Below are 20,653 nucleotides of genomic sequence, written 5' to 3'. Positions count from 1 at the left end.
GCTTCCCTGTCCCGATGTCCGCGCACCCGATCACCGGCCACCTGCGTGGCGGCCTGGTCGGCGTGCTCGTCGGCGTGCTGGCCGTGGCCGCACACGGCGCGGCGGGCGGCGGTGCCCCCGGCTCCACCGAGCTGACGCTGCTGTTGCTGATCGCCGCCGGAGTCGGCTCGGCCGCGGCGACCGCGCGGGCGTGCTCGCGCCCGTCCGTCGTGGCCGGGCTGCTCGGCGCGGGCCTGCTGCTGAGCCACGCGGCGCTGTCGGTGCTGGTCGGCCACGATCATTCCGGAACCGTCGGCGGGGCAACGGGTATCCCACTGCCCACGGGATGGATGCTGCTCGCGCACACTGTCGCGACGGTCGCTTGCGCGGCTCTCATCGTCCTGGCCGAACGGCTTTTCACCGCCGCCTCCGGTGCGCTTCGCGTGATATTGGCTCCGCCGCGGCGGGCGCGAATCGCGGGCGCGTCGCTCGCGGCCGCTCCCGGCCTTCCCCCCTATCGCTGCGCGCCGCTGGGTGCGTGCGGTCCTCGTGCGCCGCCGGTGCCGGTCTGATCTGCCGACACCCCTTCCCGTACGCACAGGAGACCTCAGCATGCCCACCTCGATTTCGCGCGCCGTCACGACGACGGTCGCCACAACCGCACTGGTCCTGCTCGCAGGCGGCGCCGCCGAAGCGCACGTCACAGTGGACGCGCCCGGCGCGGCACAAGGCGGATACGCCGTCGCCACCTTCCGGGTGCCCACCGAATCGGACACCGCGAGCACCACCGCGCTCACCGTCACCGTGCCCAACCTGAAATCCGCTCGGACCGAACCTGTTCCCGGCTGGTCGGCCAAGGTCGAACGCAACGACAAGAAGGAGATCACCGCGATCACCTGGACCGCCGATCCCGGCGCGCCTGGCATCCCGCCCGGCCAGTTCCAGCGTTTCGCGGTCTCCGTCGGCCCGCTGCCCGCGCTGGATTCGGTCAGCTTCCCCGCCGAGCAGACCTACTCCGACGGCAAGGTGGTCAGCTGGGATCAGCCGGTCCAGAAGGGCGGCGACGAACCCGAACATCCGGCCCCGTCGATCACCCTGGCCGCCGCGAAGGACGACGGGGACGGGCACAAAGTGAGCAGCGAGGCCGCGGACGAGGAGGATGAGCACGAAGACGAGACCGCCCGCTGGCTCGGCGGAATCGGTCTCGCGCTCGGCCTGCTCGGTGTCGCCCTCGGCCTCGGCAACGTGATCCGCGGGCGGCGCGCATGATCCGCCGGCTCCTGGCCGCCCTCGTGGCCGGCCTGTTCCTGCTCGCATTCGGCATCGCCGCGACCGGTGTCGCCGCCGCGCACTCCGCGGCCACCGGCAGCGTCCCGGAGGACAACGCGACCGTGGACGCGGGTCCCGACCGCGCCAGCGTCACGTTCAACGAGGAACTACAGCCCAGCTTCCCGTCACTCACCGTCGTCGGGCCGGACGGCAATCTGTGGTCGAAGGGTGATCCGGTGGTCGAGGGCAAGACGGTCAGCGTCGCCCTGGGCGAGCTCGGCCCGGTGGGCGAATACACCATCGCCTATCGGGTGACCTCCGCCGACGGGCACCCGGTCAGCGGCAAGCGGCACTTCACGCTCGGCAAGCCGGGCAACGGCACGCCGGGACCCAAACCGAACGCGAAGGCGAACGACAGTTCGGACGGCTCGGACGGGATTCCGCTGTGGGTGTTCGTCGTCGGCGCGGTCGTGCTGTTCGGTGGCGGGCTCGCGTTCGCGTTGTTCGGCGGCAGGAGCCGCGGCCAGAAGCGGTGAGCAACGTGAAGACCGGCGGCCGGGACGGCGCGCGGCGCGCGCCCGGCCGGATGCCATGGCCCGCGGTGCTGCTGACCTTCCCGGCCGGGCTGCTCGGCGTCGCACTCGCCTGGGTCCTGATCCTGCCGGGCCCGCTGCCCGGCGAGGCCGTGGTCCGAGTGGTGGCCGACGGCGTGGGGGCCACTTCGCTGGGATTGGCCGCGCTGCCGAGGGTCGCGCCGCGCTTGCGGACACCCTGGCGGCTGCTTGCGGTGCTCGCCGGGATCTGGGCGGTCGCGGAATTCGCCGTGTTGATCTTCGAGGCGGCCGATGTGGTTGGCGTTCCGGTAGGTGAACTCGGCGCAGGCGAGTTCGGCACCTATCTGGTCGACGTCAGCGGCGGACAGGTCGGGCTCGCGATCCTGGCCGGCGTCGCGACGGTGGCCGGTGGGTCGGCGCTGGCCTTCCGGCGGCCCGAGTCCGCCTCCGCCGACCTGGTGCTGGTGTTCGCGGCGGTCGCGCTGGCGTTGCGGCCGATCACCGGGCACATGTCGCAGCAGGCGTTCGGGTCGGTGCTCGCCGCGGTGCACGCGTTGGCGGCGGGCGCCTGGTTCGGGTTGCTGATCGCGCTGGCGCTGGTCGTGCGGACCCGCGGCGAGTGGGCGGTCGTGCTGCCGAGGTACTCGGCGGTGGCGCTGCCGCTGGTGGCGGTCGTGGCGGCGACGGGGCTGCTCAACGGGCTGATCCGGGTCGGAGGGCTCGCTCCGTTCGTCAGCACCGGCTACGGCCGGATCCTGCTCGCCAAGACCGTGGTGCTGCTCGGGTTGCTGGCGCTCGGCTGGTGGTGGCGGCGCAGTTGGGTGCCGAAGGCGGCCGACCACCGGATGGACGCGAAGGACTCGCTGCGCCGCGCGGTAGCCGAGGTGGTCGTGATGGCGCTGGCCTTCGGCCTCGCCGCGGCCCTCGCGGTGACGGCCTGAGCCGCGCCGCCGTGGTGCGGCTCCGGCCATGCGCGAGGCTGAGGACGGACCACGTCCGGCCGCACCGTTATGGTCTGCGCATGACCGAAGTGAAGATCGTCGCGGATTGCGCCGCCTCGGCGGAGTCCGCGTTCGCCTACGTGAACGACTACCGGAACCTGTCGCGGTTCCTGCACGGTATCCAGTCCTTCACTCCGGTCGGCGAGCAGACCGAGGGCGTCGGCGCCACCTTCGACGGGCACATGAAGCTGGGGCCCGCCTCGCTGAAGTCGCGGATCCGCGTGGTGCGCTGGGAGAAGGACTTCGCCATCGGCGTCGAGTCCATCAAAGGTTTCGACGTCGAGTCCACGTTCTTGTTCCACCCGAAGGGCGACGGCTTGTGCACCGTCGACGCGATCGTGGACTACCGGGTGCCCGGTGGTCTGGCCGGGCGAGCGCTCGGCAAGACCATCGAGCCCTTCGTCAAGATCGCCGTGCAGCACACGACGAACAATCTGGTCTCCCAGATAGCCGCCTTCGGTGTCTGATTTCCAGCGCCTACGGCGCTGGGTGTTCGAACAGTGCTCCGGTTGCGCGGCTGACGGCCGGATCGGGATGCTGGAGGCGTGAGCGCTACACCCTCGTTCGGCCAGCGGATCGGTTATATCTTCGGCCGCACCCTGCCCGCATCGATGTCCGATTGGGTGCGGGAGGATCTGGTCGGGCCGGGCGCCACGCGGCGTTACCTGCTGCGATTCCTGGTGCCGGTGCTTCCGCCGCTGATGCTGTTCCTGTTGCTGCCGGGTCCGTTGTGGATGGGTCTGGCGATGATGGCGCTGCTGTACATCCCGCTGATCTACTTCACGGTGGCGCTGCTGTACGTCTACCGGCGTCATCGGCTGATCAAGCACGGTCTCGACCCCGCGCTCGCGGACGCCGACGCCCGCCGGCGTGGCGAGCGCGAACGCTTGGACTACGAGCGCAGACACGGACGCGGTTGAGCCGTATCGAGACCTGGCGGTGGCTTATATCACAGGCATAGCCTAGAGGTATGAAAACCCCCACCTTCAGGCAACGGGTCGCCTACGACCTGGGCCGCGAGCTCCCCGAGGAGCTGCACGAGTGGGTCATTCACGACCTCGTCGGACACGGGGCCATGGAGCGCTATCTCGTCCGTTTCATCGGGCCGATCCTCCCGTTCCTCGCCCTGGTGCTGCTGTTCCCCGGGCCGATGCCCCTGAAGATCGGCTTGATCGTGATGATGATCGTCCCGCTGGTCGTCTTCACGGTCGCGCTGAGCTACGTCTGGCGCCGCTTCCGCCTGTTCCAGCACGGACTCGACCCCGAACTGGTCGACCACGGCAAGTGCACCGAACACGACCGCGACCTGTACGAACTGCGCTACGGCCACAGATAACGCCGCCGATCGATGAGAAGTACGCGCGTCGAGAGCCACGCGCGAAGATCTCTCACGGTCCGAATCCCTCGCAGACCCGTTCGCCGTCGCAGCATCGAAGCCATTCCCGGCCGATCACAGCATCCCGATCACCGCACGGCTCCCATCCGAACGACCGCCAGGTCAGCGCCGGGCGATCTCCGCTGACCGCCCTGACAGCACCACCCTCATCCGCGCACACCGAGTCCGGACCTGGGACACCTACGCGCCCAGCGCACCCCCACCACCGGTTCCGAGCGAAGCGAGACCGAGCATCCGCCGTTCGCGGCGCCGCAGGCGCTGGAAAAACAAACACAGCCCCGCGAACGCTCGACTGCGCGGGCGCTGGAGAATAACCCCATGCCCGAATCGCAGAATGTAATCGCCACCGCCGACCTGGCCGACGAGATCGGCCCGGAGATCCGCAGCTGCGACACGCAGTTCATCCAGTTCGGCGGGCGTGCCGCGTTCTCCGGACGCATCACCACGATCCGTTGCTTCCAGGACAATCTGCTGGTCAAGCAGACGCTCGGCGAGCCGGGCGAGGGCAAGGTGCTGGTTGTCGACGGCGGCGCGAGCGTACACACGGCGCTGGTCGGCGACATCATCGCCGGGCGCGGTGTCGAGAACGGCTGGGCGGGCGTGATCGTCAACGGGGCCGTGCGCGACTCCGCCATCCTGCGCACCCTGGACATCGGCATCAAGGCGCTGGGCACCAACCCGCGCAAGAGCACGCAGACCGGTAGCGGCGAGCGCGACGTCGCGGTGGAGTTCGGCGGGGTGACCTTCGTCCCCGGCGACATGCTCTACAGCGATCACGACGGCATCGTGGTGCGCGCCGAGGACTGAGCCGGTCGGCGGCGCGGCCGGGTCTGTCCGGCCGCTCAGGCGGACACGATCGCCTTGTGACCGGCGAGCGCGACCACGTCACCGATGTGCAGTTGCCTGCCGCGCCGCAGTTCCACCTCGTCGTTCACCCGCACCAATCCGGCGGCGATCACCGTCTTCGCCTCCGAACCGGAATCGATCAGGTTGGCCAGCTTCAGAAACTGGCCGAGCCGAATAACGTCGTCATCGATCGGTACTTCGACTGGTTCCGACATGGGTTGAATACTTACTCCCCCATCCGAACTCGCCGAACACCGCCCCAGCTTCCCAGCGATCTCCGGGCAACTTATGCCGCACTCGCGCTCCGCGCAGAAATCGGACCGTCTCCACCGTATGCACCGAATTCACGCCGATTTGGCCGGCCGCTCCGCCCAGGTCGGCGCGGAATCACGAAACTTCGTCGTCGAGCCGTCCCGGCGGGAAACGTACCGCGCCGGACTCCGGACCGCGCGAACACCGAACAAACACGCGCGCCGCAGGCTTGGCAAATCCGACACACTCACGTACACACTGGTTCCGTGACCTCCACGCAAGCCCAGCAACACCTCGACACCGCGCCACCCGCGGATAAACCGACTCCGCCGGTTCCACACCGTGGTCACGGACGCCTTTCGGAAGTGCCGCATATCGCGGGATTGACGCTCGGTGTATTCGCGGTGCTGTGCTTCCTCTGGAGCCTCTCCCCCGCGCTGCGTTTCCTGACCCAGGTGCCGCGCCGCTATATCGATGCCTATTACTTCGACGCGCCGGACACGAACTTGATGTGGGCGCTGGTGGTCGGGCTGACAGCCGGTGCGATCGCCAGCCGCAAACGGATCGCCTGGTGGTTGCTGATCGGTTATCTGACGCTCTACACGGTGGTCAACGCCATCGCCTTCGCCGAGCGCGGCAGCATTCACGCGCTGGTGGCGATGGTGCTGCACTCGGCCGTGATCGGCGTGCTCATCGCGGCATGGCCGGAGTTCTACACCAAGGTGCGCCGCGGCGCCGGGTGGAAGGCGCTCGGCGTGCTGGTCGGTGGACTGGCGATCGGCGCGCTACTGGGCTGGGGGCTGGTGGAGCTGTTCCCAGGCAGTCTTCCGCCGGGCCTGCAGCGGCCGGGATGGGCGGTCTACCGGGTGACCGCGGCGGTGCTGGCGGAGAACGAGCGCTTCGACGGACATCCGCGACCGTTCGTCAACTTCCTGCTCGGCCTGTTCGGCGCTGTCGCGCTGCTGGCGGCGGTGATCATCCTGCTGCGCTCCCAACGCGCGGCGAACGCGATGACCGGCACCGACGAGTCGGCGCTGCGCGGGCTGCTGGAGCGCTCGGACGTGGAGGATTCGCTCGGCTACTTCGCCACCCGCCGGGACAAGGCGGTGGTGTTCGCCCCCAGCGGCAAGGCGGCGGTGACCTATCGGGTGGAACTGGGCGTCTCCTTGGCCAGTGGCGACCCGATCGGCATCCGCGAGGCGTGGCCGCAGGCCATCGATGCCTGGCTGCGTCAGGCCGATCAATTCGGCTGGGCGCCCGCGGTGATGGGCGCCAGCGAACTCGGTGCGACGGCGTACCGGCGCGCGGGCCTTTCCGCGCTGCGTCTCGGCGACGAGGCGATTCTGGACACCAGGAACTTCTCGCTGGCGGGACCCGAGATGAAGCCGGTCCGCCAGGCCGCGAACCGGCTGCGCAAACACGGTGTCGTGGTCCGCATCCGCAGGCATCGCGATATCCCCGCCGAGGAGTTCCCCCGGATCATCGCCCGCGCCGACGCCTGGCGCGACACCGAGACCGAACGCGGGTTCTCCATGGCGCTGGGCAGACTGGGCGACCCGCTGGACGGCGACTGCCTGCTGGTGGAGGCGGTCAATCCGCAGGACCGGGTGCTCGGCATGCTGTCGCTGGTGCCGTGGGGCCGCACCGGCGTCTCGCTGGAGCTGATGCGCCGCGATCCAGGGGGTCCCAACGGCGTGATGGAGCTGATGATCTCGCAGCTCGCGCTGAACTCGGAGCTGTACGGCATCACCAAGGTGTCGCTGAACTTCGCGGTGTTCCGCTCGGTGTTCGAGGAGGGCGGCCGGATCGGGGCCGGTCCCGTGCTGCGCTTGTGGCGCGGCGTGCTGCTGTTCTTCTCCCGCTGGTGGCAGCTGGAGGCGCTGTATCGCTCGAACGTGAAGTACCAGCCGCACTGGGTGCCCCGGTTCTTCCTGTTCGAAGAGCGCAGACAGCTCCCGCGCGTCGCGGTGGCCAGCGCGCTGGCCGAAGGCTTCCTGCCGCGGTTCGGCAAGGAGCCGGACACCGCGATACACACCGGTGAGCATGTCGCTGTGCCCGCGACCGTGACGGGTCTGCACGCCGACGGCAGCCCGCCGGACCTGCCCGAAATCGAGGACGCCGAACAGTTGCCGCGCAGGCCGGAACAGGTCCGCGTTCGCATGGACAAACTGGCTCGGCTGGCGGAATCCGGCATCGATCCTTACCCGGTCGCCTACCCGCCGACACATACCGTCGCCGACGCGCGACGTTCCCCGCGCGGCACCACGGTCCGCGTTTGCGGCAGGCTGCTGCGCATCCGCGACTACGGCGGCGTGATCTTCGCGGTGGTCCGGGACTGGACCGACGACATCCAGCTGGTCATCGATCGCGACCGGGTCGGGGCCGCACGCAGCGCCGAGTTCGGCGAGTTCTTCGACCTGGGCGACCTGATCGAGGTGAGCGGTCAGATCGGGGCCAGCAGGCGCGGTGAGCTGTCGCTGCTCGCGGCGGACTGGCGGATGCTGGGCAAATGCCTGCACCCCTTGCCGGACAAGTGGAAAGGGCTGGCCGACCCCGAGGCCAGGGTGCGGCAGCGCTACGTGGACATGGCGATCAACACCGAGATCCGCGAAGTGCTGGCCAAGCGCAGCGCGGTGGTGCGCTCGCTGCGTGATTCGCTGAACTCCCTCGGCTACCTGGAAGTGGAGACGCCGATCCTGCAACAGGTGCACGGCGGCGCCAACGCCACTCCGTTCCTCACCCACATCAACGCCTACGATCTCGACCTGTACCTGCGCATCGCTCCCGAGCTGTATCTGAAGCGGCTGTGTGTCGGCGGCATGGAGAAGGTGTTCGAGATCGGGCGCACCTTCCGCAACGAGGGCGTCGACTTCAGCCACAATCCGGAGTTCACCATTCTCGAGGCCTACGAGGCGCACAGCGACTACGAGCGCATGATGCACACCTGCCGGAGGCTGATCCAGAACGCCGCGATCGCGGCCAACGGCGCCATGGTGGCCCTGCGGCCCAAGGGCGACGGCACCTTCGAAGAGGTGGACATCTCCGGCGACTGGCGGGTGCGGACGGTGCACGGCGCGGTGTCGGACGCGGTCGGCGCGGAGATCACCCCCGAGACCGATGTCGAGGAGTTGCGCGCGCTGTGCGAAAAGGCCGAGGTGCCCTGTCAGCACGGCTGGGACGCCGGTCAGGTGGTGCTGGAAATGTACGAGCACCTGGTCGAATCCCGCACCGAGGAACCGACTTTCTACATCGACTTCCCTACCTCGGTGTCCCCCTTGACCAGGCAGCACCGCAGCATTCCCGGCGTGACCGAGCGCTGGGACCTGGTCGCCTGGGGCGTCGAACTCGGCACCGCCTACAGCGAACTCACCGACCCCGTCGAGCAGCGCCGCAGGCTCACCGAGCAGTCGCTGCTCGCGGCCAACGGTGATCCGGAGGCGATGGAGCTGGACGAGGACTTCCTGCAGGCGCTCGAGCACGCGATGCCGCCGACCGGCGGGCTCGGCATGGGCGTCGACCGCGTCGTCATGCTGATCACCGGACGCAGCATTCGCGAGACACTGCCGTTCCCCTTGGTGAAACCACGCTGATCGAGCCTTCGGCCCGGAAGGGTTCTCATCGATCGAATCGGACCGCTACTCTAGGAGTTTCGGCCCCGGGAGGAGGCCGCTACACCAAAGGGGTTCCGATATGTACCTTGACCTGCTGACAAACGCGAGTCTGCTGGACCATTCCGTGTGGGCCAGCCCCGACACGTGGAACTCCGCGCTCGAGCTGGCCGCCAAAAAGAAGAAGAGCAGGGGCGGCGGCGGCCTGATCATCGGCGCGCTCTGCTGCCTGCTGGTGGTCGCGCTCATCATCGGCGGCATCTACCTGCTGACCAAGCGCAGGAAGAACAACTGACGGCAGACTTCGACGGCCCTGGCTCGGCCCATACGAACCGGGGCGTCGATTCGCACCACCCTTGCTGTGGTCTGAAGCACGCTCGTACGCCGTCTCCGCAGCAGCGCGACCCGTCCGTGCGGGCGCCCGTGGTTCGACCGAATGAATGCCCTAGCGCGCTCGCCCGAAGCCGAACCGATCGTTTCTAAAGCCGATCGATCTCGGTGAGATCGATATCCAGATCGAACGGCACGGTGAGCTTCAGGCGATCGTGGTGAATTCCGGTAAGCGCGTACGTCTTCGTGGCTGGATCGAGTACGTAGACGTAGACGACCGGGCGGCCATCTACGTTCTCCACTCGCCAGAAGTGAGCGATGCCTGCGCGAGCATAAAGCTGCGGTTGCGCTCCCGATCACGAGTACGCGATTCGGCGGACACCACCTCGGCTGCCAACACGACATCATCGGCGCGGTAGGTAGTCAGTTCGGGGCCGCCGACGCTTTCGGCGTGGATCACGACAATGTCCGGTTCCGGCCGCTGATCCCGCCCGAGAGTCACAGTCATTTCCCGTCGCACGCGCAGTTGCGGAGGGGCGAGGCGGCGCAGAGCGGAGTCGAGCAATGTAATGACCAACATATGGAACTGCGCCTGCGGACTCGCGAAGACGAGACTCCCGTCGATCAGCTCGGTGTGCGGGGGAAGGTCTGGCAGGCGATCGAGATCCTCGGCGGCGAACCCGCCCGGCGGCGGGCGCAGCCACTGCGGAAACGGCTCGACGGTCATGGTTCGAGTATGTCACCCCCTGATGGGTCGGACGAAGGGTTGACGGGGCCGGATCGAATGGGCCACGGGCATCCGGCAGAGTGGGGCGGGTGCAGTTGATTCTCGTTCGCCATGCCCAGCCGGTCCGGATGCTCAGCACGGGTGGGCCCGCCGATCCGGAGTTGGCCCCGGTGGGACTGGAGCAGGCCGAGCGGGTGCCTGCCGCGCTCGGTCATCACCGGATTTCCCGGGTGGTGAGCAGCCCGCAGCGCCGGGCTCGGGAGACGGCCGCGCCGACCGCGGCGAAACTGGGGCTCGGCGTCGAGGTCGTCGACGACCTCGCCGAATACGATCGCGATCTCCCGGCCTACATCCCCATCGAAGACGCCAAGGTCGAGTTCCGCGACGCCTATGACCGGATCAAGGCCGGGCATCTTCCGGCGCAGGTGGACGGTGCGGCGTTCAAGGCCAGGGTGCACGCCGCGGTCACCGGCATCGTCGCGGCCACCGATCCGGCCGACACGGTGGTCGTGTTCGCGCACGGCGGTGTGATCAACGTGCTGCTGCAAGAGGTCCTCGGGCTGGAACGGCCGCTGACCTTCCCTATCGACTACTGCTCGATCACCCGCGTCCTGTTCTCCCGCACCGGCCGTCGCACGGCCGCGACCGTCAACGAGAACGGGCACGTCTGGGATCTGCTGCCGCGCAATATCGCCGCGCGCTGAGCACTCACAGCCGATTACCAGGCGTATCGAACCGGTGTCCCAGTCACGGAATCTGAGATAGGACACGTGAGCCGCTCCGATCGGCGGCCCACGGTCCCAACGAAAGGAATTCCGTGTCGCTTCTCGAAACTGCCACGCCACTGCGGCGTCTGGCCCGTGTGGCCGTCGCCGGTGCGCTGATCGCCGTCCCCCTGGCCGCTCTGGCGACGACCGCGTCCGCCGAAACCCCGGCAGCGCCGGGCGTGGTGCAGGTCGTGGACGCACCGCAGCAGGTCGCCGACCACGACCGCGATTTCGACCGGGACGGACGGCACGACGATCAGGGTCGTGGACCGGACAACGGCCCAGGGCACGGTCCCGACAACGGCCCGGGTCGTGGCCCGGACAACGGACCCGGCCGTGGACCGAACGACGGCCCGAGGCAGGATGGCCCGGCGCCGCAGCAGTTCCTGCCGCCGACCGGGTCGAGCTGACCCGGCCGGTCACATCGCAACCGCAGGGCCCGTCTCCTCGTTCGGAGGCGGGCCCTGCGGGTTTCGGCGCCTGTCCAGGCCATTCCTGCGATCCCGCTGGGCATCCAGGAGATCGCCGTCGAAGCGCGGCCCCCAATGAGAATGGCAGGTCTGGGATCCCTTGCGCGGCATTATCACTAGGCGGCGAGAATTCACAGCCGATTGCCAGGTCCATCGCACCGATGTCCCAGTGACGGAATCTTCGATAAGACCGGTGAGCCGCTGCCGAACAGCGGCTCACGGTTCGAGAGAAAGGAATTCCGTGTCGCTCTCCAAAACCGTTACGCCGCTGCGGCGGCTGGCCGGAATAGCCGCCGCAGGCGCGCTCGTCACCGTCCCGCTCGCAGCACTCGCCGCGACCGCGTCCGCCGAAACTCCCGCCGATCAGGGTCAGATCCAGCTGGTCGACGCACCGCAGCAGGGCGCCGACATCGACGGCGGCCCGCGTCATTTCGAACACTTCGAACGGCACGACGGCCCGGACCGCGGGCCGGACGGCCCTCGTCATTTCGAACACTTCGAACGGCACGACGGCCCGGACCGCGGGCCGGACGGCGGCCCGTGGCCGGATGGCCCGCGGCAGCGGCACTTCTTCCATGTGCTTCCGCCGACCGGATCCAGCTAGTCCCCACCACATCGAAAAGGGCCCACCTCCGAATTCGGAGGTGGGCCCTCGGTTTCGTTGCTCGCTCAGGCCATGCCAGCGATCCAGTTGTGCATCCAGGAGATCGCCGTCTGGCCGCCACCGACGGGGTAGCTGCCGTACAGGGTGTGCGCCTGGGACTTGTAGAAACGCTCCAGGTCCTTGACCCGCTGCTCGTTGGCCGAGTCGGTCAGCTGCGCCTGCAGGACGGGGACGCCGCCCGAGTTCATCAGGTCGCCGAGGATGTTGCCCGCCTCGATCTGGTAGCGCCACATATTGGCCGGGTTGGCGTCCGAGGCCTGGGCGAGGAATCCGGCGAACCGCGTGACGAAGTCCTCGGTCGCGGTGGCGCAGTAGAGGTCGTCGAGCGCGCAGATGGTGCGGGTGCGATCGCTGACCCAGCCGAAGCCGCCGACGCGGGGACCACCGGCGCCCGCGCCCGGCGCGACCGGGCCGACCTGGATGTCGGTGGGCGAACGGCGCGGATCGGAGATCAGGCCGACACCGGCGACGCGATCGGGCGGCACCACACCGAGACCGGTGCCGATCTCGGCGGCGAGATCACCGGCGGCGTCCGCGCCCTGGCTGTAGCCGACCAGCGCGATCTTGGTCGCGCCGCACCGCTGGGCCATGTTCGCGATCAGGCCGCGCGCGTTGTCGACCGCTTCCTTCTTGGAGTTGCCGTAGATCTCGCCCTCCCAAGGGAAAGCGGTCGCGGCGTAGGTCACGTAGTCGACCTCCGCTGAGGACGGTAGGCCACGGGTGACGCCGGCCAGCATGCCCGGCTGCGGGTTCTTCTCGTGCCCGGTCTCCCAGGTGCCCGGGATCGCCACCACGTACAGGCTCGGGCAACCGGGCGCGGCGATCGCCGAACCGCTACCGAAAACCAAGCCGGACATCACGGTCGCGGACGCGCCCAGAGCCGCGACGACCTTCTTCCACTGCATACCGCTCCAAACCTCGCCCTCGTCGAACTTCCCGCCGAGTTGCCGCGTCAATGCTGAACTCACTGGATGTCGTTCCAGTGCACGCCGGGTGAACACAAGTCACCCGACCGGATGACGTGCACTCACAACCGCATCCCAAGATCAGCAGCACGCCGGAGATCACAATAAGGCCACGCCCGCCGCAATGCCATTCGAACCCCGTAGTGTGTCGGATTTCCGTCGCCGGGGCGACTCGAAGCCGGGAAATCGAGGGATGAATGGTCCGATTCGGGCACGAAAAAGGCGCCGGTGGACGAGTTGTCCACAGGCGCCTTCGTTTCCGCTCCGGTAAGAGAGGGGACCTAGCGCTGAGCCACCATGGTGGGGGTGATCGGCGCCGGAAGGGCGGTCTCGCCTTCCAGGTACCGGTCCACGCCCGCGGCCGCGGCGCGGCCCTCGGCGATGGCCCAGACGATGAGCGACTGGCCGCGGCCCATGTCACCGGCGACGAAGACGCCGGGCACGTTGGTCGCCCAGTTCTTGTCGCGCTGCACGTTGCCGCGCTGGTCGTAGCCGACGCCGAGATCGGTGAGCAGGCCCGGCTTCTCGGGACCGACGAAGCCCATGGCCAGCAGCACCAGGTCGGCCTCGAGGGTGAAGTCGGTGCCCTCGACCTTCTCGAAGCGGCCGTTGACCATCTTGACCTCGTGCGCCTGCAGGCCGGTCACCTTGCCGTCCGCGCCGACGAAGCGCTCGGTGTTCACCGAGAACACCCGCTCGCCGCCCTCCTCGTGCGCCGATGACACCCGGTACATCAGCGGGTAGGTCGGCCACGGGGTGGACGCGGCGCGCTCCTCCGGTGGACGCGGCATGATCTCGAACTGGTGCACGCTGGCCGCGCCCTGGCGGTGCGAGGTGCCGAGGCAGTCGGCGCCGGTGTCGCCACCGCCGATGATGACGACCTTCTTGCCCTTCGCGTGGATGGGCGGCAGCCCCTCTTCGTCGGTGACGTCGTCGCCGAGCTGCACCCGGTTGGCCCAGGGCAGGAACTCCATGGCCTGGTGGATGCCGTCCAGGTCGCGGCCGGGGATCGGCAGGTCACGCGCCAGCGTGGCGCCACCGGCCAGCACGATCGCGTCGAACTGCTCGCGCAGCTGCTCGGCGGTGATGTCGACGCCGACGTTCACGCCGGTCTTGAAGATGGTGCCCTCGGCCTCCATCTGCGCCAGACGGCGATCGATGAAGCGCTTCTCCATCTTGAATTCCGGGATGCCGTAGCGCAGCAGACCGCCGATGCGGTCGGCCCGCTCGAACACGGTCACGGTGTGGCCTGCGCGGGTCAGCTGCTGCGCCGCGGCCAAACCGGCCGGACCGGAACCGACGACGGCGACCTTCTTGCCGGTGAGGCGGGTCGGGTAGACCGGGGTCACCCAGCCCTCGTCGAAGGCGTTCTCGATGATCTCGACCTCGACCTGCTTGATCGTGACCGGATCCTGGTTGATGCCGAGCACGCAGGACGCCTCGCACGGCGCGGGGCACAACCGCCCGGTGAACTCCGGGAAGTTGTTGGTCGCGTGCAGCCGGTCGATGCCTTCCCGCCAGCGGTCCTTGTAGACCAGGTCGTTCCACTCGGGGATCAGGTTCCCCAGCGGGCAGCCGTTGTGGCAGAACGGGATACCGCAGTCCATGCACCGGCTGGCCTGGGTCCGCAAGGTCTCGTGGGAGAAGTTCTCCTCGTAGACCTCTTTCCAGTCCATCAGGCGCAGCGGCACCGGGCGCCGCTTGGGCAGTTCCCGTGTGGTGTGCTTCAGAAAACCCTGGGGGTCAGCCACGTGCGGCCTCCATAATCGCCTCGTCCACGTCCTTGCCGCTCTTCTCAGCTTCGGAGATGGCGAGCAAAACTTTCTTGTATTCGCGCGGCATGAGCTTCACGAAGTGGTTCACCTGCTGCGACCAGTCGCTCAGAATGCGCTCGGCGACCGGGGAACCGGTCTGGTCGCGGTGCTGGGTGATGATGTCGTGCAGCCAGGTGAAGTCGTCGCCGGCCAACTGCTCGACGGCGTCGGCCTGCTCGGGATTGAGCCTCGACGCGAAGGTGCCCTCCGGGTCGAAGACGAACGCCACGCCGCCGGACATACCGGCGCCGAAGTTGCGTCCGGTCTCACCCAGGATGACCACCCGGCCGCCGGTCATGTACTCGCAAGCGTGGTCGCCGACGCCCTCGACCACCGCGGTGGCGCCGGAGTTGCGCACGGCGAACCGCTCGCCGACCACACCGCTGAGGAACACCTGACCGCTGGTCGCGCCGAACAGGATCACGTTGCCCGCGATGATGTTCTGCTCGGCGGCGAACTCGCCGGGCGCGTTCAGCGACGGGCGCACCACCAGGCGGCCGCCGGAAAGACCCTTGCCGACATAGTCGTTCGCGTCACCCTGCACGCGCAGCGTGATGCCAGCGGGCACGAAGGCGCCGAAGCTGTTGCCCGCCGAACCGGTGAAGGTGATGTCGATGGTGTCGTCGGGCAGGCCAGCGCCGCCGTAGAGCTTGGTCACCTCGTGGCCGAGCATGGTGCCGACGGTGCGGTTCACGTTCGTGATCTTGGTCTCGAACTTCACCGCCTGGCCGCGCTCGAGCGCGTCCCGGCTCTGCGCGATCAGCTGCTGGTCCAGCGCCTTGTCCAGGCCGTGGTCCTGCGCCTTGGTGCAGCGGCGGTCCTGGTACATGAACGCCGTCTCGACGTCGTCCAGGATCGGCGAGAGGTCCAGCTTGCTGGCCTTCCAGTGCTGCTTGGCCCGCGAGGTGTCGAGCAGGTCGACCCGGCCGATGGCCTCGTCCAGCGTGCGGAAGCCCAGCTGCGCCAGCAGCTCCCTGACCTCCTCGGCGATGAACAGGAAGAAGTTCTCGACGAACTCCGGCTTGCCGGTGAACCGCTCGCGCAGCACGGGGTTCTGCGTCGCGACGCCGACCGGGCAGGTGTCCAGGTGGCAGACGCGCATCATGATGCAGCCGGAGACCACCAGCGGAGCGGTGGCGAAGCCGTACTCCTCGGCGCCGAGCAGCGCGGCGATCATCACGTCGCGGCCCGTCTTCATCTGACCGTCGACCTGCACCACGATGCGGTCGCGCAACCCGTTGAGCAGCAGCGTCTGCTGGGTCTCGGCCAAGCCGAGCTCCCAGGGGCCGCCCGCGTGCTTCAGCGAGGTCAACGGCGAAGCGCCGGTGCCGCCGTCGTGGCCGGAGATCAGCACGACGTCGGCGTGCGCCTTGGAGACGCCCGCCGCGACGGTGCCGACGCCCGGCTCGGCGACCAGCTTCACGTGGATGCGCGCCTGCGGGTTGGCGTTCTTCAGGTCGTGGATCAGCTGCGCCAGATCCTCGATCGAGTAGATGTCGTGGTGCGGCGGCGGCGAGATCAGGCCGACGCCCGGCGTCGAGTGCCGCACCTCGGCGACCCACGGGTACACCTTGTGCGCCGGAAGCTGGCCGCCCTCACCGGGCTTGGCGCCCTGCGCCATCTTGATCTGGATGTCGGTGCAGTTGGTCAGGTAGTGCGCGGTCACGCCGAAGCGGCCGGAGGCCACCTGCTTGATCGCGCTGCGCCGCCAGTCGCCGTTCTCCTCCGGCTCGAAGCGCGCGGGCGACTCGCCGCCCTCACCCGAGTTCGACCGGCCGCCGAGGCGGTTCATCGCGATCGCCAGGGTCTCGTGCGCCTCCGCCGAGATGGAGCCGTAGCTCATCGCGCCGGTGGAGAACCGCTTCACGATCTCCGAGGCCGGCTCGACCTCCTCGATCGGAATCGGGTTGCGCGCCTTGTGCTTGAACTTGAACAGGCCGCGCAGCGACGCCAGCCGCTCGGACTGGTCGTCGACCAGCTTGGTGTACTCCTTGAAGATCGAGTACTGGCCGGACCGGGTCGCGTGCTGCAGCTTGAATACCGTGTCCGGGTTGAACAGGTGGTATTCGCCCTCGCGCCGCCACTGGTACTCACCGCCGACCTCGAGCTCGCGGTGCGCGCGCTCGTTGCGGTTCTCCAGGAACGCGATGCGGTGCCGCTGGGCGACGTCCTCGGCGATCTCGTCGAGGCCGATGCCGTCCAGGTGCGAGCGCAGGCCGGTGAAGTACTCGTCCACCAGCTCCTGCGACAGGCCGATCACCTGGAACAGCTGGGCGCCGTTGTAGGAGGCCAGCGTGGAGATGCCCATCTTGGACATCACCTTCAGCACGCCCTTGCCCGCGGCCTTGTTGTAGTTCGCGACCGCCTTGCGGTAGTCGGCGGCCAGGTCGCCGGTGCTGCCCGGCATCTCCAGCGCGCCGCGCTCGAGCATGTCCTCGATGGTCTCGAAGGCCATGTAGGGGTTGATCGCGGCGGCGCCGAAGCCGACCAGGGTGGCCATGTGGTGCACCTCGCGGGCGTCACCGGCTTCGACGACGAGGCCGACCATGGTGCGGGTGCGCTCGCGCACCAAGTGGTGGTGCACCGAGGAGGTCAGCAGCAGCGACGGGATCGGCGCCAGCTTCTCGTTGGACTCGCGGTCGGAGAGCACGATGATCCGCGCCCCGCCGTCGATGGCGGCCGACACCTGGGTGTTGATCGCCTCCAGCGCCTTGCGCAGGCCCTTGCCGCCCTTCTTCACCGGGTACAGGCCGCGCACGACCACCGAGCGCAGCTCGGGGTGCGATCCGTCGTCGTTGATGTGCACGAGCTTGGCCAGCTCGTCGTTGTCCAGGATCGGCTGCTCCAGCGCGATCATGTTGCAGGACTCCGGCCCCGGGTGCAGCAGGTCGGCCTCCGGGCCGATGTTGCGCTTGAGGCTGGTGACCACCTCTTCCCGGATCGCGTCCAGCGGCGGGTTCGTGACCTGCGCGAACAGCTGGGAGAAGTAGTCGAACAGCAGGCGCGGACGGGCCGAGAGCACCGCGATCGGGGTGTCGGTGCCCATCGAGCCGAGCGCTTCGCCGCCGGTCTTGGCCATCGGCGAGATCAGCAGGTTGAGCTCCTCGGTGGTGTATCCGAAGATCTGCTGACGGATCAGCACGCGGTCGTGCGACATGTGCACGTGCGGGCGGTCGGGCAGGTCGGCGAGGCGGGAGACGCCCGCGTCCAGCCACTCCTGGTACGGGTGCTCGGCGGCGAGCTGGGACTTGACCTCTTCGTCGCCGACGATGCGGCCCTGGGCGGTGTCGACCAGGAACATGCGGCCCGGCTGCAGGCGCGCCTTCTTGACCACCTTGGACGGGTCGATGTCCAGCACGCCGACCTCGGAGGCCATCACGACCAGGCCGTCCTCGGTCACCCAGATGCGGCTCGGCCGCAGGCCGTTGCGGTCGAGCACGGCGCCGACGACGGTGCCGTCGGTGAAGCACACCGACGCGGGGCCGTCCCACGGCTCCATCAGCATCGAGTGGTACTCGTAGAAGGCCCGCCGCTGCGGGTCCATGGTCTCGTTGCGTTCCCATGCCTCGGGAATCATCATCAGCACGGCGTGGGGCAAGCTGCGGCCGCCGAGGTGCAGCAGTTCCAGCACCTCGTCGAACCGGGCGGTGTCGCTGGCCCCCGGGGTACAGACGGGGAAGATCTTCTCCAGCCGGTTCTTGCCCGCCGAGTCGACGCCGAAGACGTCGCTGCGCAGCAGCGCCTCGCGGGCGCGCATCCAGTTCTCGTTGCCGGTGACGGTGTTGATCTCACCGTTGTGCGCCACCCGGCGGAACGGGTGCGCCAGCGGCCAGGACGGGAAGGTGTTGGTGGAGAACCGGGAGTGCACGATGCCGAGGGCGCTCTCCACCCGGGAGTCCTGCAGATCCAGGTAGAACGCGCGCAACTGCGGCGTGGTGAACATGCCCTTGTAGACGAAGGTCTGCCCCGACAGGCTCGGGAAGTAGACCGACTCCCTGCCGACCGCACCCTCACCGGCTCCGGCCGACCCCAGTTCGCGCTCGACGCGCTTGCGCACCACGTAGGCGCGACGCTCCAGATCCATGTCCGACAGCGGATCGGAGGCGCCCTTCGGCGATGCGATGAAGATCTGCCGGAAGCTCGGCATGGCGTCGCGCGCCAGCGCGCCCAGCGACGACTCGTCGATCGGCACCTCGCGCCAGCCGAGGACCTCGAGGCCCTCTTCCTTGACGATCTTCTCCACGCCGTAGGCGGCGCGCGCGGCTTCGCGGCGGGCCTGCGGCAGGAAGGCGATGCCGGTGGCGTAGGAGCCCTCCGGCGGCAACTCGAAGTCCACGATGGCGCGGAAGAAGCGGTCCGGGACCTGGATCAGGATGCCCGCACCGTCGCCGCTGTTGGGCTCGGCGCCGGCGGCGCCACGGTGCTCCAGGTTCAACAGAGCCGTAATAGCCTTGTCGACGATGTCGCGGCTGCGGCGGCCGTGCATGTCGACGACGAATGCGACGCCGCAGGCGTCGTGCTCGTTCGCCGGGTCGTAGAGCCCGATGGGTCCAGGTGACCGGTGGCCAGGAAGTTGCGTCATGCCTCTGCCTTCAAGAAAGTCGGCCTTCGAAGAAAAACGGCCTTTCGTCGAACGCCTCCGTACAAGACTGCGCCCATACGTTCCGAAGCCAGCCGCGCTGATGGTCTTCGGCGTGCGATCAGGTGTGCAGTTGTCCACCCGCTTCTGTGACGTAGTGGGTGCCCTTCGGTAACGGATCCCTAACAAGATCCTTACCTCCGAGCGGGTGCTCGCCCGCTACGCTGAGCACCTGGCTAGGGCTGCCCGAGCGGGCGAGGTAGCCGAACGTTCTGTGTTCGGCGTAAGAGCAAACGATAAGTCAGGTCCAGGGCCCAACCAACTTAGGTTGTGCTAATAACCAGGTTTAGCTGGGCTTCTGCATCGGGTCCTCCACGTGTGCGCGTCGTCCAGTGTAAAGCAGCGAGTGCCATGCGATCGATCCCCTTGGCACCCGGTGCCAGCTGGGAAAACCGGCGCGCGACACCGACCCGAGACCTTCCTCACAAGGTCGCGAAACCGCCCTCACCTGCGTCGAAATGGATTTCCCCCGTGGGACGCCCGGCAAACCAAGTGGCGGCGGCTAACTCGGCGATCGCACCGGTGAGAGATTTCCGACAGCTGCGTGACAAGCAGTGAATATGATCCGACCGTCCGGCCTCTTTTGTCCACTGTGGGCTTCAGCACATATCCAGCAAATATCGGGCAGTGGCGTTGGACACATCTTCGGAAATGGGGCGCCCAGCGGGGCTTCCGCGCGGCCTACGCCGGGCACAGCGACACGGCGGCGCGCACCAGCGCCGCTCGGTGCAGCGCGTCGGAACGGTCGGTGGCGAACACGCCGAAGACGCTGCGCGCCAACTGTTCCGCGCAGTCCGGCGCGGTCAGCTCGGCCCGGTGCCTGGCGAGCTGATCGAGGATCTCGACATTCACCCGGTCGATGACCGGGCGCACCGAATCGAGCCCCACCGGCACGCTCGGCGCCGCCGCCGGGTCGAAGCGCCACCGCGCCATCAGCCCGCGCTGCACCGTCTTGTTGGCCTCGATCTGCCCGAAGAAGACCTGCCGCACCCAGCCTTCCGGCAGCTCACGATCGTGGCCGAGCCTGGCCATGGTGTTGTAGACCTCCGCCTCCCGGACCGGATCGTCGATGGCGGGCTCGATGCCGCGCTCGCCCGCGGCGACCCACTTCGCCGCCGCCACCGCGTCGGCGGTGTCCAAGCGCTCGGCCACCAGCGCGACCAGCCGGTCGAGCGATGGCTCGGCCGGGCCGGCGCCCGCGCTAACCGGCCACATCAGCAGCGCCGCCGCCAGCAGCGTCAACCCGAGTCCGCGCACGTCGTGACCTCCCGCAATCGCCCACCCCGATACGAATCACCGCGCCAGCGTAGGCGAACGAACCGGCCGCGCCGCGCCCTACGCGGAATGAGCTGTGAGCCTGGCCACATCGAGC

Annotated in this window: 20 protein-coding genes; 13 read left to right on the top strand and 7 right to left on the bottom strand. The window is 68.5% G+C overall.

Annotated elements, in window-relative coordinates:
- Nucleotides 1–14: 14 nt before the first annotated feature.
- The 8 genes from U3653_RS02765 to rraA all read left to right on the top strand — a co-directional run bounded on the left by U3653_RS02765 (nucleotide 15) and on the right by rraA (nucleotide 5,006).
- The gene (locus U3653_RS02765) at nucleotides 15–551 is read left to right on the top strand and encodes a hypothetical protein (RefSeq protein ID WP_195079635.1); all 537 of its coding nucleotides are present in this window, start codon (nucleotides 15–17) and stop codon (nucleotides 549–551) included.
- Between the two features lie 40 nt (nucleotides 552–591).
- Nucleotides 592–1,248 carry a YcnI family copper-binding membrane protein gene (locus U3653_RS02760; RefSeq protein ID WP_195079634.1) on the top strand — a complete coding sequence of 219 codons (657 nt, stop codon included), beginning with the start codon at nucleotides 592–594 and terminating at the stop codon, nucleotides 1,246–1,248.
- On the top strand, nucleotides 1,245–1,784 hold the full coding sequence (locus U3653_RS02755; protein WP_195079633.1) for a copper resistance CopC family protein: 540 nt from the start codon (nucleotides 1,245–1,247) through the stop codon (nucleotides 1,782–1,784). The genes U3653_RS02760 and U3653_RS02755 overlap by 4 nt, the downstream gene beginning before the upstream one ends.
- Nucleotides 1,785–1,834: 50 nt before the next feature.
- Nucleotides 1,835–2,743, top strand: coding sequence for a CopD family protein (locus U3653_RS02750; protein ID WP_195079880.1), 909 nt, complete (start codon nucleotides 1,835–1,837; stop codon nucleotides 2,741–2,743).
- Between the two features lie 80 nt (nucleotides 2,744–2,823).
- Nucleotides 2,824–3,270, top strand: coding sequence for an SRPBCC family protein (locus U3653_RS02745; protein WP_195079632.1), 447 nt, complete (start codon nucleotides 2,824–2,826; stop codon nucleotides 3,268–3,270).
- A 78-nt stretch (nucleotides 3,271–3,348) separates the two neighbouring features.
- Nucleotides 3,349–3,723, top strand: a complete 375-nt coding sequence (locus U3653_RS02740) for a DUF5313 family protein (RefSeq protein ID WP_195079631.1) — start codon at nucleotides 3,349–3,351, stop codon at nucleotides 3,721–3,723.
- Between the two features lie 50 nt (nucleotides 3,724–3,773).
- Nucleotides 3,774–4,139: a DUF5313 family protein gene (locus U3653_RS02735; RefSeq protein ID WP_195043842.1), complete on the top strand. Its 366-nt coding sequence runs from the start codon at nucleotides 3,774–3,776 to the stop codon at nucleotides 4,137–4,139.
- A 378-nt stretch (nucleotides 4,140–4,517) separates the two neighbouring features.
- The gene (gene rraA, locus U3653_RS02730; RefSeq protein ID WP_195079630.1) at nucleotides 4,518–5,006 is read left to right on the top strand and encodes a ribonuclease E activity regulator RraA; all 489 of its coding nucleotides are present in this window, start codon (nucleotides 4,518–4,520) and stop codon (nucleotides 5,004–5,006) included.
- A gap of 35 nt (nucleotides 5,007–5,041) precedes the next feature.
- Here the strand turns inward: rraA and U3653_RS02725 are convergent, their stop codons facing one another.
- Nucleotides 5,042–5,260: an RNA-binding S4 domain-containing protein gene (locus U3653_RS02725; RefSeq protein ID WP_039794186.1), complete on the bottom strand. Its 219-nt coding sequence runs from the start codon at nucleotides 5,258–5,260 to the stop codon at nucleotides 5,042–5,044.
- Between the two features lie 303 nt (nucleotides 5,261–5,563).
- Between U3653_RS02725 and lysX the strand changes: the two genes are divergently transcribed.
- Together lysX and U3653_RS02715 are read left to right on the top strand one after the other, a co-directional pair.
- Nucleotides 5,564–8,887, top strand: coding sequence for a bifunctional lysylphosphatidylglycerol synthetase/lysine--tRNA ligase LysX (gene lysX / locus U3653_RS02720; protein ID WP_195079629.1), 3,324 nt, complete (start codon nucleotides 5,564–5,566; stop codon nucleotides 8,885–8,887).
- 100 nt (nucleotides 8,888–8,987) lie between these two features.
- The gene (locus tag U3653_RS02715) at nucleotides 8,988–9,200 is read left to right on the top strand and encodes a hypothetical protein (protein WP_039794184.1); all 213 of its coding nucleotides are present in this window, start codon (nucleotides 8,988–8,990) and stop codon (nucleotides 9,198–9,200) included.
- Nucleotides 9,201–9,384: 184 nt separating this feature from the next.
- On the opposite strand, the gene U3653_RS02710 is transcribed toward U3653_RS02715, so the two are convergent.
- Together U3653_RS02710 and U3653_RS02705 are read right to left on the bottom strand one after the other, a co-directional pair.
- Nucleotides 9,385–9,537 (bottom strand): hypothetical protein, encoded by a 153-nt coding sequence (locus U3653_RS02710; RefSeq protein WP_323124354.1) that lies wholly within the window; start codon nucleotides 9,535–9,537, stop codon nucleotides 9,385–9,387.
- Nucleotides 9,525–9,962, bottom strand: coding sequence for a Uma2 family endonuclease (locus tag U3653_RS02705; protein WP_323124353.1), 438 nt, complete (start codon nucleotides 9,960–9,962; stop codon nucleotides 9,525–9,527). The genes U3653_RS02710 and U3653_RS02705 overlap by 13 nt, the downstream gene beginning before the upstream one ends.
- Before the next feature lie 89 nt (nucleotides 9,963–10,051).
- Here U3653_RS02705 and U3653_RS02700 point away from each other — a divergent pair, with 89 nt between their 5' ends.
- From U3653_RS02700 to U3653_RS02690, 3 genes are all read left to right on the top strand, one after another.
- The gene (locus U3653_RS02700; RefSeq protein ID WP_195079628.1) at nucleotides 10,052–10,666 is read left to right on the top strand and encodes a histidine phosphatase family protein; all 615 of its coding nucleotides are present in this window, start codon (nucleotides 10,052–10,054) and stop codon (nucleotides 10,664–10,666) included.
- 113 nt (nucleotides 10,667–10,779) lie between these two features.
- Complete coding sequence (locus tag U3653_RS02695; protein WP_195079627.1) at nucleotides 10,780–11,139, top strand: hypothetical protein; 360 nt, start codon at nucleotides 10,780–10,782, stop codon at nucleotides 11,137–11,139.
- A 301-nt stretch (nucleotides 11,140–11,440) separates the two neighbouring features.
- Nucleotides 11,441–11,803: a hypothetical protein gene (locus U3653_RS02690; RefSeq protein ID WP_195079626.1), complete on the top strand. Its 363-nt coding sequence runs from the start codon at nucleotides 11,441–11,443 to the stop codon at nucleotides 11,801–11,803.
- Between the two features lie 65 nt (nucleotides 11,804–11,868).
- Here the strand turns inward: U3653_RS02690 and U3653_RS02685 are convergent, their stop codons facing one another.
- From U3653_RS02685 to U3653_RS02670, 4 genes are all read right to left on the bottom strand, one after another.
- The gene (locus tag U3653_RS02685) at nucleotides 11,869–12,768 is read right to left on the bottom strand and encodes a cutinase family protein (RefSeq protein WP_195079879.1); all 900 of its coding nucleotides are present in this window, start codon (nucleotides 12,766–12,768) and stop codon (nucleotides 11,869–11,871) included.
- A gap of 341 nt (nucleotides 12,769–13,109) precedes the next feature.
- Nucleotides 13,110–14,579, bottom strand: coding sequence for a glutamate synthase subunit beta (locus U3653_RS02680; protein WP_195079625.1), 1,470 nt, complete (start codon nucleotides 14,577–14,579; stop codon nucleotides 13,110–13,112).
- Nucleotides 14,572–19,224 (bottom strand): glutamate synthase large subunit, encoded by a 4,653-nt coding sequence (gene gltB, locus U3653_RS02675; protein WP_195079624.1) that lies wholly within the window; start codon nucleotides 19,222–19,224, stop codon nucleotides 14,572–14,574. The genes U3653_RS02680 and gltB overlap by 8 nt, the downstream gene beginning before the upstream one ends.
- 738 nt (nucleotides 19,225–19,962) lie before the next feature.
- A complete protein-coding gene (locus U3653_RS02670; RefSeq protein ID WP_195079623.1) occupies nucleotides 19,963–20,538 on the bottom strand; it encodes a chorismate mutase in 576 nt (191 codons plus the stop codon).
- Between the last annotated feature and the right edge of the window lie 115 nt (nucleotides 20,539–20,653).

The sequence above is a fragment of the Nocardia implantans genome (assembly GCF_035544775.1).
Lineage (GTDB): Bacteria > Actinomycetota > Actinomycetes > Mycobacteriales > Mycobacteriaceae > Nocardia > Nocardia implantans.
Note: the sequence above shows the minus strand (reverse complement) of the source record. Positions and strands in the feature narration are given on the sequence as shown.